Origin of the sequence: Microbacterium marinilacus, from assembly GCF_019753765.1 — a bacterium.
Classification (GTDB): Bacteria; Actinomycetota; Actinomycetes; order Actinomycetales; family Microbacteriaceae; genus Microbacterium; species Microbacterium marinilacus.
This window is the reverse complement of record NZ_JAIJZW010000002.1, coordinates 96,070-111,661: the sequence shown is the minus strand read 5'-3', so window position 1 is coordinate 111,661 and position 15,592 is coordinate 96,070. Positions and strand designations below refer to the sequence as shown.

General features: G+C 71.2%; 12 protein-coding genes. 7 read left to right on the top strand and 5 right to left on the bottom strand.

Annotation, left to right across the window (positions count from 1 at the left end; genetic code table 11):
• Positions 1 to 142: 142 nt before the first annotated feature.
• From K5S26_RS03910 to K5S26_RS03885, 6 genes are all read left to right on the top strand, one after another.
• Positions 143 to 838 carry an alpha/beta hydrolase gene (locus K5S26_RS03910; RefSeq protein ID WP_221856216.1) on the top strand — a complete coding sequence of 232 codons (696 nt, stop codon included), beginning with the start codon at positions 143 to 145 and terminating at the stop codon, positions 836 to 838.
• A 188-nt stretch (positions 839 to 1,026) separates the two neighbouring features.
• Positions 1,027 to 1,398 (top strand): ArsR/SmtB family transcription factor, encoded by a 372-nt coding sequence (locus K5S26_RS03905; protein WP_221856770.1) that lies wholly within the window; start codon positions 1,027 to 1,029, stop codon positions 1,396 to 1,398.
• Entirely contained in the window at positions 1,395 to 1,562 is a 168-nt protein-coding gene (locus K5S26_RS19290; protein WP_221856214.1) for a DUF2510 domain-containing protein, read from the top strand. The genes K5S26_RS03905 and K5S26_RS19290 overlap by 4 nt, the downstream gene beginning before the upstream one ends.
• 83 nt (positions 1,563 to 1,645) lie before the next feature.
• Positions 1,646 to 2,023: a Cd(II)/Pb(II)-sensing metalloregulatory transcriptional regulator CmtR gene (cmtR, locus tag K5S26_RS03895; RefSeq protein ID WP_221856212.1), complete on the top strand. Its 378-nt coding sequence runs from the start codon at positions 1,646 to 1,648 to the stop codon at positions 2,021 to 2,023.
• A gap of 224 nt (positions 2,024 to 2,247) precedes the next feature.
• Positions 2,248 to 4,140 (top strand): heavy metal translocating P-type ATPase, encoded by a 1,893-nt coding sequence (locus K5S26_RS03890; protein ID WP_308122748.1) that lies wholly within the window; start codon positions 2,248 to 2,250, stop codon positions 4,138 to 4,140.
• A gap of 263 nt (positions 4,141 to 4,403) precedes the next feature.
• Entirely contained in the window at positions 4,404 to 4,886 is a 483-nt protein-coding gene (locus K5S26_RS03885) for a hypothetical protein (protein WP_221856208.1), read from the top strand.
• 14 nt (positions 4,887 to 4,900) lie between these two features.
• Here K5S26_RS03885 and K5S26_RS03880 read toward each other — a convergent pair whose 3' ends face one another.
• The 5 genes from K5S26_RS03880 to K5S26_RS03860 are packed head-to-tail and all read right to left on the bottom strand — an operon-like array spanning position 4,901 to position 14,249.
• Positions 4,901 to 7,483: an alpha-L-rhamnosidase gene (locus tag K5S26_RS03880; protein ID WP_221856206.1), complete on the bottom strand. Its 2,583-nt coding sequence runs from the start codon at positions 7,481 to 7,483 to the stop codon at positions 4,901 to 4,903.
• Between the two features lie 7 nt (positions 7,484 to 7,490).
• Positions 7,491 to 10,865 carry a DOMON domain-containing protein gene (locus K5S26_RS03875; protein WP_221856204.1) on the bottom strand — a complete coding sequence of 1,125 codons (3,375 nt, stop codon included), beginning with the start codon at positions 10,863 to 10,865 and terminating at the stop codon, positions 7,491 to 7,493.
• Positions 10,866 to 10,909: 44 nt separating this feature from the next.
• The gene (locus K5S26_RS03870; protein ID WP_221856202.1) at positions 10,910 to 11,851 is read right to left on the bottom strand and encodes a carbohydrate ABC transporter permease; all 942 of its coding nucleotides are present in this window, start codon (positions 11,849 to 11,851) and stop codon (positions 10,910 to 10,912) included.
• Positions 11,851 to 12,801, bottom strand: coding sequence for a carbohydrate ABC transporter permease (locus tag K5S26_RS03865; RefSeq protein ID WP_221856201.1), 951 nt, complete (start codon positions 12,799 to 12,801; stop codon positions 11,851 to 11,853). Before K5S26_RS03865 ends, K5S26_RS03870 begins: the two co-directional genes overlap by 1 nt.
• Before the next feature lie 50 nt (positions 12,802 to 12,851).
• Positions 12,852 to 14,249, bottom strand: a complete 1,398-nt coding sequence (locus K5S26_RS03860) for an ABC transporter substrate-binding protein (protein ID WP_221856199.1) — start codon at positions 14,247 to 14,249, stop codon at positions 12,852 to 12,854.
• A gap of 284 nt (positions 14,250 to 14,533) precedes the next feature.
• On the opposite strand from K5S26_RS03860, the gene K5S26_RS03855 reads away from it, so the two are divergent.
• Complete coding sequence (locus tag K5S26_RS03855; protein WP_221856197.1) at positions 14,534 to 15,592, top strand: LacI family DNA-binding transcriptional regulator; 1,059 nt, start codon at positions 14,534 to 14,536, stop codon at positions 15,590 to 15,592.

The following is a 15,592-nucleotide window of genomic DNA, read 5'->3' as shown; positions in this document are numbered from 1 at the left end:
TCCCCGACCCCACGGGCCGCGGCGGCATCCGACACCCGCCAAAGATATCGCCGAGCGTCGAGGATCGGGATGCACGCGGCCCGGCTAGGCTCGACGTCTGAGCCCTCGCGGTCGAGGGCGCCGACAGGACGGGACGAGCGCGGTGAGCGGACGCAACGGGACGATCCTGGTGCTCCCCGGCGGCGGCTACCAGCTGCACGCACCCCACGAGGCCGAGCCCGTCGCCGCCTGGCTCGAGGGCCTCGGGTGGCATGCGCGGGTCGTCCGCTACCCCGTGGGCGTCGCCCATCCCGCGCCCCTCGACGCCGTCCGCGCGGCGATCGCCGCCGAGAAGGCGACTGGCGAGGGCCCCGTCGGCGTGATCGGCTTCTCTGCGGGAGGCCACCTCGCGGGCCACGCGGCGCTGGCCCCCGACTCGGCGCCCGACGAACGCGCGGACTTCGCGATCCTGGCCTATCCCGTGGTGAGCATGGTCAGCGACCCGCATCCGCGGTCGAGGGCCGTGCTGCTGGGAGAGGACGTGGGCGACGAGGACGCCACCGCGGTGTCGCTCGAGAGCCTCGTGCGCCCCGACTCGCCGCCGGTCTTCGTCTGGCACACGACCGGCGATCCCGTGGTGCCGGCAAGCCACTCCCTGCTGCTGGCGCGGGCGCTGGCCGACGCCGGCGTCGCCCACGAGCTGCATCTGTTCCCCGGCGAGGTGCACGGCGTCGGGCTCGCGGAGGACGACCCCGCCGCCGGGTGGACCGCGCACGCGGCACGGTGGCTTGAGGAGCGCGCAGCGCCGCTCCTCCCGGAACGTGCACAGGGCGTGTCCGTCCCCGACTGGTCCGTGTGAGGGATGGAGCGGGGGCGGCTGAGTGACGAGAATATTATTGATAACGGATATCAATTAGGCTCCCGTGCATGACTTCGTCCGTAGATCTCGCAGGTGTCGAAGGTGCGCCTCGATCAGCTACCTCGGTTGCTATCTCATCGGTGGGTCAGTTCGGCACGGTTGACCAGGCTCGCGCTCGAGCTGACGTGATGATCAGGTTGGGTCGAGCGATGACCGATGCAACTCGGGCGCGTATCTTGCTGGAGTTGCTTTCTGGGCCCGCCTACCCCGCCCGCCTTGCTGAGATCCTTGCCCTGTCGCGTCCGAACGTGTCGAACCATCTGGCATGTCTGCGCGGGTGCGGGATCGTGGTCGCGACTACGGAGGGGCGGCGAACGAGGTACGAGCTGGCCGATGCGCACCTCGCCCGCGCGATCACCGTACTCGTCGACGCGGTGATCGCGTTCGACGACGGAGCCCATTGCACCGGTTCCGGCTGCGCCATGCCCGACTGCTGCACCCCGACGAGCGCCGCGCCTAGCTGTGTCGTCATCGGAAACGAGAGAACGGAGATCGCATGAACGGATCGTCCTTCGTCCGGATCGCAACTGCTCGCCCGGCGGGCTGGTATGACGACCCGAAGTCGAATGGGGGTAAGCGCTGGTTCGATGGCGAGCGATGGACCGAACTGGTGCGTGCTCCGAAGCCTGCCAAGGCTCGTCGAGGGTGCACCTGCGATTGCTGACATCTCGCAGCGGGGCAGCGTAAGCAGAGTCAAGGACGAGCCGCCACTTCACTATTGGTCAGCATCCGCTGTATATTCAGGGGATGCTGACCATTGGATCGCGTGTCGACGTCATGACGAGGCTGGGGCGGGCGATGTCCGACCCGACTCGTTCTCGTATTCTGCTGGAGCTCCTCTCCGGCCCCGGCTACCCGGCCCGTCTTGCGGACGCACTCGATCTGACGCGGACCAACGTGTCGAATCACCTCGCGTGCCTGCGGGGGTGCGGCATCGTCGCGGCCGTCCCGGAAGGGAGGAGCACACGCTATGAGATCGCCGACGCGCACCTGACGCGCGCGATCACGGTGCTCGTCGATGCGGTGATCGCGTTCGACGACGACGCGCCGTGCGCGACGGACGGGTGCACGGTTCCCGGATGCTGCTCGCCGTCGGACACCGAGACGGTGGAAGCTCTCCGATGAGCGAGGAGTGCTGCGGCCCGGCAGACGCCCCCAGAACGATGGCCGTGAGACGCATCACGCTCTCCCGCTCCCTGACCACCGGCGATGCCTGCTGCGCGGTCGATGAGCCTCACGCCCCGAGGACGGCCACGACTCCTGCACCCGTCGTCGACGACGGTGACGCCTGTTGCGGACCGGATCCGGTCTCGCAAAGCACTGGTGACGCGCATTCCGAGGCAGCTGAGGTGCGACCTCCGTGGTGGGGCGACCCTGCGTTGCTGCCGTCGGCGGGATCCGGTGTGCTCCTTCTCGTCGGTTTCGCTGCGGAGTGGTCCGGGCTCGACGTTGCCGCGGTGGTGCTGCAATCTGTGGCGTTGCTCACCGGCGCGTACACGTTCGTCCCGGGTGCTGTGCGCCGGCTCGCGCGTGGTCGGCTCGGTGTCGGGTTGCTGATGACCGTCGCGGCGGCCGGCGCGGTGCTCCTCGGCCACGTGGGTGAGGCTGCCGCGCTGGCGTTCCTCTTCTCGCTGGCTGAGGCGCTCGAGGATCGTGCGATGGATCGGGCGAAGGAGGGGCTGCGGGCGCTTCTCTCCCTGATCCCCGAGACGGCGCGTGTCTCCCGGTTGTCCGGCACGGTGACGATCCCTGCCAGCGAGGTGCGGGAGCTCGACATCGTCATCGTCGGCGCGGGCGAACGCGTTCCGACCGATGGGGTCGTGGTCGATGGCCGGTCGAGCATCGACACCTCCGCCGTCACGGGCGAATCGATCCCCGTCGATGTGGGCCCAGGCACCTCCGTCCCTGCGGGAGCGGTGAACGGCGCCGGCACCCTGCAGCTCGAAGCAACATCCGACGGCACTGACAACTCTTTGACGCAGATCGTGGCGCTCGTCGAACAGGCCCACGCCCGCAAGGGGGAACGAGCGCGCCTCGCGGACCGCATCGCCCGACCCCTCGTGCCCGTCGTCCTGATCGTCGCCGCCCTGGTTGCACTGTTCGGCATCATGGTCGGGGACCCGTGGACGTGGGTCGAACGCGCGCTGGTCGTGCTCGTCGCCGCGTCCCCGTGTGCGATGGCGATCGCGGTGCCGGTAACGGTGATCAGCGCCATCGGTGCGGCATCGAAGTTCGGTGTCGTCATCAAGTCAGGTGCGGCGTTCGAACAGCTCGGCACGATCCGCACCGTCGCCTTCGACAAGACCGGCACCCTCACCCGCAACGAACCCGCGGTCGTCGACATCCGCACGGTCGACGGAGTGTCGACGGAAGACGTCCTTTCGTGGGCGGGTGCCGTCGAGGCCACCAGCAGCCACCCGCTCGCCGCAGCCGTCACTGCAGCGGCCCCCGCAACTCTCACCGCGGACGCTGTCGTCGAGGAGGCGGGGCGCGGTGTGGTGGGGCGAGTGAGCGGTCGGAGCATCCGGGTCGGGAACGTGCGATGGATCGACCCCGGCACGCTGAGCGACGCGGCCGAGGACATGGCCGCGGACGGTGAGACGGTCGTCGCCGTCGAGGCCGACGGACGGACTGTCGGCCTGATCGGCATCCGGGACGAGCTGCGCCCCGACGCGGCCGAAGCGATCCAGATGCTGCACGCCGCCGGCATCCGTACCGTCATGCTCACCGGTGACAACCCGCGCACCGCCGCCGCACTCGCGCGAGAAGCCGGCATCGACGACGTGCGCGCAGAGCAGACACCGCCCGACAAGGCCGCCGCGATCACCGCGTTGACGGCCTCGACCCCGACAGTCATGGTCGGCGACGGCATCAACGACGCCCCCGCGCTCGCGTCCGCCACCGTGGGCCTGGCCATGGGCGCCACCGGATCCGCGGCGGCCATCGAATCCGCCGACGCCGCCTTCACCGGCCACGACCTCCGCCTGATCCCGCTCGCACTCACCCACGCGCGACGCGGCCGCCGCATCATGACAACGAACATCGTGCTGGCACTGGCGATCATCATCGTCCTCTTCCCCCTCGCACTGTTCGGCGTCATCGGCCTCGCAGGCGTCGTACTCGTGCACGAGATCGCCGAGGTCGCCGTCATCCTCAACGGTGCGCGCGCGGCACGACGCCCCGCAGCACTACGAGCGCTCCGATCAGAGGCAACCACCCCCTCCGAACTCGTACATACTTGACGCCCCTCACCTGGTGGCCATCAGCCACAGCGCGATAGCGCGGCACACAGACCGCCGCGATCGGTCACAACGCTGTGGTATCGGGTGGCAAGCCCGAATCACTGCTTCGTCTCGCTGAATCCTCGCTCGACGAGATTCCGGCCCTTGTAGTCGGCGTGGCCGTAACCGACGGGACGACCACCACGCGACCCGCGACGTAGGAGGTTGCCCTGCCGGTCGGCGGGCTCGGAGACGACCGTGACGATCCCGCGCGAGCGCGAGTGATGCCGTACCGCGCGAACAGCAAGGAACTCCTGCTGCCCGAGCTCACGGCGCTCGAACTCACTCACCTGCACGCGGCACTCGCACGCGACCTCAACGGCGACGTCTCGGCCGTCGACGCGCTGGAACGCTCGATCGCCGAGCAGGTCGCCCGCGCCGTCGCGTATCCGGAGCGTTATCGGCTGATCTTAGGGCGTTGGGAGTCGACCGAAGTGCTCGACGGCGTGGCGCACAGGTCTCCCGCCGTCATGGCCCGCACGGTCGCTGACGCACAGGCGACCGGCACCGCCGACCTCGTCACGGACTTGCTGAGCTGCTCCGGTGTTAGGCGTAATGACCAGCCTGTCATCGCCCCGAGAACACGTCTGCACGACGTCTCGTTGGTGCGGGAGAGACACCGCGAGCACGAGCGAGATCGAGAGCAGGACGCAGGGGCTACGGCGCCGACGGTGGTCTCGCCGCCAGTCCGACGGCTGTGTTCGTGATCATGTATAGCCCGTCACACGGACGTCGCGAGCACCCGCAGCACGGACGTGCCCGACGCGAGCCGGCGCTCGACGCCGCCCAGTCGGGCGACACCGCCGGCTCCGGGCGGAAGCGAGACCGTCAGCTCGATCTCGTCGCGCTCACGCGCCCAGCGCGTCCTGATCTCGCCGCGGACCGTCTGCAGCCGGCCCTCCACCCACTCCAGCCGGCGGTCGATGCGCGGCGCGATCACCACGTCCTCGAAGCCGATCGAGGCGTCGGTCTGCGCGATGCCCGCGACGTCCGTGTACACCCACTCGCCCACGGAGCCGAGCGAGTAGTGGTTGAACGAGTTCATCTCGGGCGTCTGGAACCCGCCCTCGGGGGTCCAGCCGTCCCACCTCTCCCAGATCGTCGTCGCGCCGTTCTCGATCGAGAACCCCCACGACGGGAACTCGCGCTGGAAGAGCAGGTCGTACGCGAGGTCGGCGCGACCGAACCGCGCGAGCGTCGGGCAGAGCAGCGCGACGCCGTGGAAGCCCGTCGTCAGCCGCGCGCCCCGCTGCTCGATCTTCTCGACGAGGCGGGCGAAGAGCGCGGGCCGCGCCTCGTCGGGGGCGAGATCCCATGCGAGCGTCATCAGGTACCCGGTCTGCGAGTCCCCGTGCACGCGACCGTCCGCGGTCAGGAACTCCCCCGCGAACGCCTCCCTGATCATCGCGGCGCGCGCCTCCAGCCGGTCGGCCTCCGACGTGTTCCCGAGCACCCCGGCGATGTGTGCGGCGACCGCCGTGGCATGCGCGTGATACGCCGTCGCGACGACCTCCTTGGGGGTGTGCTCGTCGACAGACAGCCAGTCTCCGTAGTCGTTGCCCCGTCCCGTGCGCCACACGCCGTCCGGGTTGCGGGCGGCGACGTAGTCGAGCCAGCGCAGCATCGGCCCGAGGTAGCGGCGCAGGACGGCGGCGTCTCCGTACACGCGGTACAGGGTCCACGGCACCAGCACGATCGCGTCGCCCCAGCCGGGTGCGCCGTAGTCGAACAGCGTCGTCCCCGGCGAGCGCGGGATGACGTCGGGCACCGAGCCGTTCGGCAGCTGCGCGGCCACCAGGTCGTCCAGCCATCGGGTGAGCAACGCCTGCAGGTCGGCGTTCAGCGTGGCCGTCGGGGCGAACACCTGCACGTCGGCCGTCCAGCCGAGCCGCTCGTCCCGCTGCGGGCAGTCCGTCGGCACCGACACGAAGTTGCCGCGCTGCCCCCAGCGGATGTTCTCGATCAGGCGGTTGAGGAACGGGGACGACGTCGTGACGCTGCCGGTCCACTCCACGTCCGACGAGAGCACGGCCGCGCGCACCGCCGAGGCGTCCACGTCCGCCCCGGTCAGCTCGGCGTAGCGGAAGCCGTGGAACGTGAACAACGGCTCGGTGGGCGTGGACGAGCGGATGAGATCGGTCGCCTCGGCCGAACGGAGGTTCTCGACGTAGAGCTCGCCGTCCTGCAGCACCTCGCCGTGTCGGATGCGCAGGGGCGTGTCGGGGCTGGCGGGCACGCGCAGGCGCCCGACGAGGTTCTGACCGAAGTCGACGATGGTGCGCTCGGAGGTGCGGTCCACGGCGACGGGTGCGAGCTCGTCGACGACCCGCACGGGCTCGTCCCGCTGGCCGATGAGCGGGCCCGGCTCCGCGTCGAGCACCGCGGCGGGGCGCCAGCGCGCGTCGTCGAAGCCGCGCCCGGTCCAGCCGGGCGTCGCGAAGCGGTCGTCGAGGTACTCGCCCATCAGCAGGTCGGCCCACCGGCGACGCCCCTCGTGCTCGCGCCAGGAGCCGTCGGTGGCGACGACCGTGCGCGTGCCGTCCTCGTCGTCGACGAGGAGCCGGGCGAACAGCTGCGGCGCGGTGCCGTAGTGGTGGGCGTGGTGGCGCTGGTCGAAGCCCACGAAGCCCGACCACCACCCCTCGGCCACCGCGGCGGCCAGCACGTTGCCCCCGGCACGCAGCAGCCCGGTCACGTCGAACGTGCGGTACTGGATGCGCGACGGATAGTCCGTCCACCCCGGCAGCAACTCGTCTCCCCCGACGCGCTCGCCGTTCACGTACGGCACGACCAGTCCGCGAGCGCTGAGCGTGAGACGCGCCCGGCGCGGCTCGCCCGTGAGCTCGAACGCCCGTCGCAGCTGCAGCGGCGGCTCGAGGTTCATCGTGCGCAGCGTGGGGCGCACGGACGCGTCGCTGTCGCGGTCGGTCGCATCGACGGCGTCGTTCGGCTCGGGGTCGCGCCCGATCCACGTCGCCCCGGCCCAGTCGCCGACGCCCGTCTCGAACTCCGACTCCGCCTGCCCGCGGCCTCCGGCGTCGTCCTCGACCTCGACCCGCCAGGAGAAGGCCTCGTCCGGCGCGAGGGCCGGCCCGTCGTAGGTCGCCGACACGGCCTCGCCCGGCAGCACGCCCGAGTCCCAGACCACCCCCTGCGCTCCCGGCCGCCGCAGCGTCACCCGCGCGGCGACCGGCCGCTGGCCGTCCCGGTCGCCGCGCACCGCCCACGACAGGACGGGGTGAGGGACGTCCACCTCGCGCGGGCGGACGCGCGCCTCGACGCGCAGCCGATACGGCTCGATCATCTGCGGGTCACTCCCCCGTCTCGTCGTCGGCGAAGACGACCGGCTCGAACAGCTCGGTGTCCTTGGCGGTGGTGATGCCGCCGCCGAACTGCACCCAGCCGCGGGTGCCGTCGCCGTCGCTGTCGTTCGCGACGATCGACAGGGCCGCCGCGGACTCCGGCGTCACCCCGATCGGCTCGAGCAGCGACCAGGGCACCGCGGCCTCGTAGGTCGTGACGCCGGTGGCGTCGTCGCGGACGGCGGCGATGTCCGCGTCCGTGAGGAACCCGCCCACATCGCCGGAGGCGTACCGGTACAGCTGCGGTCCCTCCGGCGTGAGCGCGAAGCCGAACTCGATGCGCGGCTGGATCTCGGGACGGAGGTTCGTCTCCCCCGGCCACATCGGCGCGACCGCGAACTGCAGCCCGTCCGCCTGCCAGGTGGCGTTGCCCGCGAACGGCTGGGTGTGGACGTCGTCGCTCACGCGGGCGGAGAGGAACAGATGCTCGTCGTCCCAGGTGAACCAGGAGGTGGCGGCGAGGCTGTCCTCGTCCACGCCCGGCGCGCTCAGCTGCTGCTCCGGGATCCCGGCGAGGTCGTCGAGCACGCCGTCGACCTCGATGGCGCGCTTCGCCAGTCGCGGCACCTCCTGCACGGCGGAGAGCGAGAGGACGCCCCGGATGGAGGCGGTGCCGGCGCCGTCCACGGTCACGGCCGCCTCGTAGTCCACCGCGCCCGTCCCCGCGGGCGCCGGCGGAGAGTCGAGCGCGACGCTCTCCCCCGCCGCGACCGCGACGTCGGCGGCGACGGTCTCGGTCTCGTCTCCGAACGTCCACGTCGCCTGCGAGATGTGCTGCGCCGCGTCGGTGGTGTTCGTGTACGTCGCCCGGACGACGTGGTCTGCGCCGTCGATGGCGTGCACGGCGGCGAGCGAGGCGACGCGGGGGCGCAGCTCCGTGACGGACGGCGACGACTCCTCTCCTCCGACCGTGGCGGTGACGGTGAGATCGGCGATCGACTGCCGGAGGTCGTCTCCCGCGGTGACGGTGAGCGGAACCTCGGCCCGGCCGCCCGCGGGGACGGTGACCGACGTGCCGTCGCCGGCGATCTCCCAGCCGCCGTCGGCGGCCGCGCCGATCTCAGCCGTCACCTCGTGGTCGTTGAAGTTGTAGAGCTCGACCGTGAGGGCGGTGGCGACGGCGGGGTCCAGCCCGTAGCCGTGCGTCTGGGCGTCCTCGGAGGTCGCCTCGTCGAACACCTGCTGCACGATCACGCGCTCGGCGGCGGAGAAGTCGCCGGCGGCGAAGGGCGCGGCGGGCTGCTCCGCGGGCGGCGCCGCTTCGACGGCCCCGAACGCGTCGGCCGACAGGTACACCGGGTCGGGGCCGACGGTCAGCGTGGCGTTGCCGCCGTCTTCGCCGGGGGTCACGGCGCGGCCCATGAGGTCCGTCGCCGTCGCCGCGCCGGTCACAGGCACCGAGACAGGCGTGTCGACGCCCGCCCAGAGCACGGCCGTCGGCCCGTCCCCGGTGTCGAAGACCACGGCCTCGACGCCGTCGGGCAGTCCGGTCAGCCGGCCGAGCGGGCGGCCCTCGCCGAGCTGCAGCGTCATCACCGACTGCGCGGCGAGCGCCGCCATCGGCTCCTCGGGGCTGCGGAACATGCTCCAGTAGGAGGCTCCTTCCCGGTACGGTGCGGCGATGAAGAAGAAGTGCTTCGTGCTGCCGCCGGCGAGCGACTCGACGGCGGAGCTGACGATGTAGCGCGCCTGCAGCCGCTCCTGCCCGGCGGTCGGCAGCTGCGTGGGGTCGGCGGTGTTCAGCGCGATGCCGCCCTCGGTGACCCAGCGACCCTTCGCGTCGCCGCCGTAGGGCGCCGCGGCCTCGAGCTGGGACGAGAAGTCGGGGTGCGCGTTGATCGACGCCGACGAGTTCACGGTGGTGTGCGTGTGGTACGCGTAGGCGTCGAGGTAGTCGAGGACGCCGTTGCGGAACTGCCACTGGGCGTAGTGCGGGTCGGTGCCCGCGAGCCCGCCGCCCACCAGCTGCGCGTCCGTTCCCGAGTCGAGGAAGCCGAGCGCGGCGGCCTTGATCACCGAGGCGTAGCGGTCGGCGCCCTCCGACTCGAGCGCGAACTTGCGGTTCTGCTCGTTCCAGAGCTGCCAGGCGTCGACCAGCCCGTCGTAGTGCGATCCCGCGGCGAGCGCGAACGCGTACATGTCGCGCAGGTCCTGCGGCAGCTCGCGGGTGTCCGTGCGCGTCCAGGACGGGCCGTCGTGGAAGGACGACAGCGTCCGCAGTCCTGCGGCGTCGGCGGCCTCCAGCCATGCCTGCGGCTGCTGCTCGCCGGAGAAGTCGATCGCGCCGCCCGGCACGGGGTCGATGGCGTCGTTCCACCGCTGGCGGTCTCGGATCCAGTCGACGCCCGTGAGCGAGAGGACGCGCGCGAAGGCGTCGGCATCTGCCTCGGCGATGAGCTTCGATCCGTAGACGTCGACGGCGAAGGGGCTGTCGGCCACGTCGGGGCGGTCCGCGGAGGCCGGCAGCACGGCGAACGCGCCGGCGACGGGGTCGTCCCCCGACAGCTGGGCGGAGACGCGGTAGGCGCCGGTCGAGAGCGCGTCGCCGAGGTCGAGGCTCGCCGTGCGGGAGCCCGCGGGCACGACCGCCTGGCCGCTCGCGACCGTGGTCCCGTCGTAGTCGACGGCCGTCCAGTCGACGGGGACGTCGGCGGGGGCGTCGGCGTTGAGCGATGCCTCGAGCTCGACCGGCTCGTCCGCCTCGAAGACCCCGAAACGGTCGGGGGCCGCCACGGCGTCGAGCGAGACGTCGACGGGCACCAGGCTGATCGCGTCGAGGAAGAACGCGTAGTTGGTGTTCGGCTCGGTGCGCCGGTCGGCGACCTGGAAGCTCAGCGTGTTCGCGCCCGCCGCGAGGGTCACCGTGCCGAGGTCGTAGCTGCGCAGCTCGCTCGTGACCGTCGCGAGCTGGCGGGCCGAGGAGGTGTCGCGCCAGTCGCCGTCGCCCACGCGGAAGCGGAAGGGCGAGGCCCAGCCGACGCCCACGGGGATCGTGGTCGCCTCGACGCGGTAGAGCGCGGTGTCGGGCGCCGTGACCTCGTAGTCGGCGACGTATCCCCCCTCCGGGGCGTCCGCGGCCGTGTAGAGCTGCAGCGACGACCCGCCGCTCGCGCCGGTCTGCGCGGCCGCCCCGGGTGTCATGTTCGTCGACGTGGGGCTCTCGCCCTCGAGGGTGATGGTCTCGGCCGCCGTCGCCGGTACAGCGCCGAGGCCGGTGAACGCCAGAGCAGCGACCAGGACGGCGGCGACTCCGGCGGCGCGCGGGCGAACCCGGCGCACGCCTGACGGACGCACGCGTGTCGCGCGCAGGATGGGATGGATCACGCGGTTCTCCTTCGATCGCGGATGGTCGGGCGACGGTGCCCGGGTCAGCCTTTGACGGCGCCGGCGGAGCCCGCACCGGTGAGGAACTGCTTCTGGAAGACGAGGAAGACGGCCAGCGGGATGAGCACGGCGATGAGCATGCCCGCCATCAGCACCGCGAGGTCGGCCTGCGGCGCCACCGTGCTGAGCCCGACGGAGAGCGGCTGCTTCGCCGGCGACGGCAGCGCGAGCAGCGGCCAGAGGAAGTCCTTCCACGACGCCACGAACGCCAGCAACGCGACGACCCCGACGATCGGCCGCGCCATCGGCAGCACGATCGACCAGAGCACGCGGATCGGGCCCGCCCCGTCGACGCGCGCGGCCTCGAACACCTCGCGCGGGATGGTCTGGAAGTACTGCTTCATGATGAGCACGTTGAACGCGCTCACGCCGTTGGGCAGCCACACCGCCCAGTAGCTGTCGAGCAGCCCCAGGTCGATCACCGTCAGGTAGAGCGGGATGAGCGAGATCACGCCCGGGATGAACAGGGTCGCCATGATCGCGCCGTTCAGCACGGCGCCGTAGCGGGGCCGAAGCACGGCGAGCACGTAGCCGAGCGTGACGGCGGCGAACACCGCGACGACGACCTCGCCCGACGTCACGATGAGCGAGTTGAGCGTGAAGCGCCCGATCTGGATCTGGTTCCACGCGTCCGCGAGGTTGCCCAGCTGGATGCCGGAGGGCCACCAGCCGAACGGGTCGGAGAGGATGTCCTGCGTCGTCGACACGGCCGACTTCGCGAGCCACAGCAGGGGTCCGGCCGAGATCGTCACGAGGAGCGCGATCGCCGCCCCGATGAGGAGGCGGAAGCCGATGCGGGTGCCGCGGCGCGACAGGTCGGCGTCCGAGACGTTCGATCGCTCGAGCGACCGGGATCCGGCGGTCCGGCGCCGCGACGACGGGCCGGTGACGAGGGTGGCGGTACGGGGTGCGCCGGCGTCGGCCATCACTTGCTCCACTTCCGGGACAGCCACAGGTACACGGCGGCGAACACGCCGAGGGCGGCCGCCAGCATCAGGCTGAGGGCTGCCGCCTGCCCGAAGTTGCCGTAGATGAACGCGTAGCGGTAGATCAGCATCAGCAGGGTCACCGTGCTGTTGTTGGGCCCTCCGCCCGTGAGCAGGAAGGGCTCGGTGAACACCTGGAAGGTGCCGATCAGCTGCAGCAGGAGCAGCAGCAGGATCGTGCCGCGCATCTGCGGCAGCGTGATGTGCCAGACACGGCGCAGGATGCCGGCGCCGTCGATCTCGGCCGCCTCGTAGAGCTGCGTGTCGATCGACAGCAGGGTCGCGACGTAGATGATGGCGGTCGATCCGAAGGCGCCCCAGGTGGCCACCAGCACGATGGAGAGCATCGCGGTCGACGGCGACTGCAGCCAGGGCAGGGGACCGATGCCGACCGTCGACAGGATGGAGTTGAACAGTCCGCGCGTGCCCGGGTCGTAGAACACCTGCCACAGGAGGATCGAGACGACGGGCGGAATGATGACGGGCAGGAAGACCAGCACGCTGGAGAACTGTCGTGCGCGGCGCATCTCGGCGATCAGCACCGCGAAGAAGATCGGCACGGGGAAGCCGATCACGAGCGCGAGCACCGCGTACAGGGCGGTGTTGGCGAGCGCCTGACCCAGCAGCGGGTCGGCGAGCACCCGCTGGAAGTTCTCGCCGCCGACCCAGCTCGTGTCGATCAGGTTGGTCTTCTGGAACGCGATGACGAGACCGCGCAGGATCGGCCACCAGGAGAACACGGCGAAGAGCGCGATGGCGGGCAGCGCGATCAGAAGCCCCGTGCCGGGGGCGCGGAACAGGCGCCCCCGCTGTCGCGGCGCGCGCGACGGGGTGGGCTCCACGCGGCCCGCGCCCGCCGGCACGACCGGCGGGGAGGTGACGGATGACATGCGTTCTCCTTCCGGAGAGGGCGGGGCGGCACGCCGCCCCGCCCCGGGGGTCACTGAGCCTGTGCGTCGTCGACGATGGTCGACGCGCTCTGCTGCGCCTGCTCCAGCAGGGCGTCGATGTCGGCGTTCTCGTCGGTGAAGACCGCCTGCAGCACCGAGTCGAGCAGGCCGTAGACCTGCTGCGCCTCCACCGGCGGCTCCGTGACGACGGTGAAGTCGTCGCTCTCGGTGGCCGAGTAGTACGTCTCGAGGTTCTCGAGCGGCACGTTGATGCTCTCGTCGATCGCCTCGAGGTACGAGGCGTAGGCGTCGGGCGCGACGAGCGGCAGCCCCACGCGCGGGACCGAGCCGCCGTCGGCGGCCTGGCTGGCCGCTTCCTCCGCGGCGAACTCCAGGTCGGAGAAGCGGTCGAGGTGGAAGAAGGTGGTCCACGCGACGGCGGCGGCGGCCTCGGCGTCGGTCGCGTCCGCGCGGACGATCGAGACCGAGCCCCCGCCGAGCGAGCCGAGCCCGCCGGCCTCCTGCGGCAGCGGCATCAGCCCGAAGTCCTCGGGCGCCATCCCGAAGTTGCGCACGAGCGGGTTGTACCACTCGGAGGCGCCGATGAGCATGCCGTACTGGCCCGATGCGAACGCGGGCCCGGCCGAGTCGAAGTCGAGCAGGAAGTTGCTGCCCAGCGCGTCGTCCTTCCAGCGCAGGTCGGACAGGAAGCCCAGCGCCTCGGCCGTCCCCTCGTTGTCGAGCGTGGCGGTGGTCGTCTCGCCGTCGGTCTCCTCGATCCGTCCGCCGAACGCCGCGCTGAGGGCGGTGAGCGTCCAGCCGCCCTGGTTCGTGGTGGTCAGCTGCGCGAGGCCCGCCGCGTCCGTCTTCTCGGACACGGCGACGGCCGCCTCGGCCACGTCGTCCCAGGTCTCGAGCGTCTCGTCGGGGTCGAGCCCGGCCTGCTCGAACACCGCGCGGTTCACCAGCACCGCGAGGGTGAATGCCGAGATCGGGATGCCGTAGTACGCGCCGTCGGTGCCCTGCACGTTGGCGGTGACCGACTCGTTGAGCTCGCCCAGCACGGGCTCCGACTCGTAGTGGCTCGAGAGGTCCTTGAGCTGGTCGCGGGCGATGAGCGACTGGATGTCGGTGACGGGCACGCCCATCACGACCGGCAGCGTGCCGCCCGCGAGCTGCGCGGCGAACGTCTGCGGGTCGTACTTGGTCTCGCTGCCCTCGATCTTGATGTCGGGGTTGGCGTCCTCGAAGGCCTCGACCTTCTCGGTGAAGATCGCGAGCGCGGCCTCGTCGGTCGCGGCGGGCATGTCTCCGACGGTCAGCGTGACCGTGTCTCCGTCTCCGGACGGCTCGGACGGCCCGCCCGTGCACGCGGTGAGCGCGAGGGCGGAGACGGACAGCGTGACGATCGCCCTGACGGCGGCTCTGCGGCGCAGCGGACGTGACATGTGGTTACTCCTTCGTAATCGGTCCGGCAAACCGCCGCGAGGCGCGTGGGTCATGGCGCGGGACCGCCGCATCGGTGCGGCTGCTGTCGAACATTATCCGAATTGGATCGGTTCAACAAGTGGCAATGATCGAATCCGGCTGTTTGCACTTTTCGAGAGATGAGCTGCATAATGATGGGCATCTCAGGAGTCACCCTGCCGCCGTTGTCAGAACTGGATCATTCCAAATCGCGACTCGAGCTGCAGCGGATCGCCTCCCTCCGACGGAAGGAAACCGCACGCACATGAAGCGCGTCGCCATCACCGACGTCGCCCTCGCGGCCGGCGTCTCGCGTTCGACGGTGTCGAACTACCTCAACCGTCCCGAGATCGTCTCCGCCGGTGCGCGCGACCGGATCGCCCGTGCCATCTCCGAGCTGGGCTTCGTCCCCAGCGAGGCGGCACGCAACATCAGCTCGGGCGACAGCAACACCATCGGCTACGTCGCCTTCGAGTTCACCAACCCCTTCTCCGGCGTCATCGCCGACGCGATCGAGCGCCGCGCCGCGGAGACCGGCCGCACAGTGATGATCGGCAACTCGGCGGGCTCGGCCGAGCGCCAGCTCGAGTACCTGCAGCTGTTCGAACGCAAGCGCGTGGCGGGCATCATCGTCGCCACCGTGGACGAGCTCGAGCCGCAGCTGGCCGCGATGCGCGACCGCGGCACCGCCAGCGTCATCACGGGCCGGATCTCCGGCAATCCTCAGCAGGCCTCCGTGTCCGCCGCCGACGCGGAGGGCGGCTACCTCGCCGCGCAGCACCTGCTCGACCTCGGGCGCCGCCGCCTGGCCTTCGTCGGCGGCCCCTTCAGCGTGCAGCAGGTCAGCGAGCGATTCGACGGGGCGAGCCGCGCGGTCCGCGCGGTGCCCGACGCCTCCCTCACCGTGCTGCGCGCGGACGAGCGCACGATGAACGCCGGCTTCGCGGCGGGGGTCGAGATGGCCACCCGCGGCGATCAGCTGCCCGACGGCGTCTTCGCCGTCAACGACCTCGTCGGGCTCGGCGTCGTGCGGGGACTGACCTCGTTCGGCGTGGACGTGCCGCGCGACGTCGCCGTCATCGGCTTCGACGGCGACGAGATCGCCGCCGTGTCGGCGATCCCGCTGTCGACGATCAGCACGCCCGGCGAGGCGATCGGCGAGGCGGCGTTCGACATGCTGCTGCAGGAGATCGACGGCACCGCCGAGTCGTCGGCGACGCGCCATCGCGTCATCCCGCCGCAGCTCGTCGTGCGCGCGTCCACCGCGGGCGACGCCGCCGACCAGGGCCAGTCCGCCCCCGCCGAGCGCCCCCGCTCGGCCTGA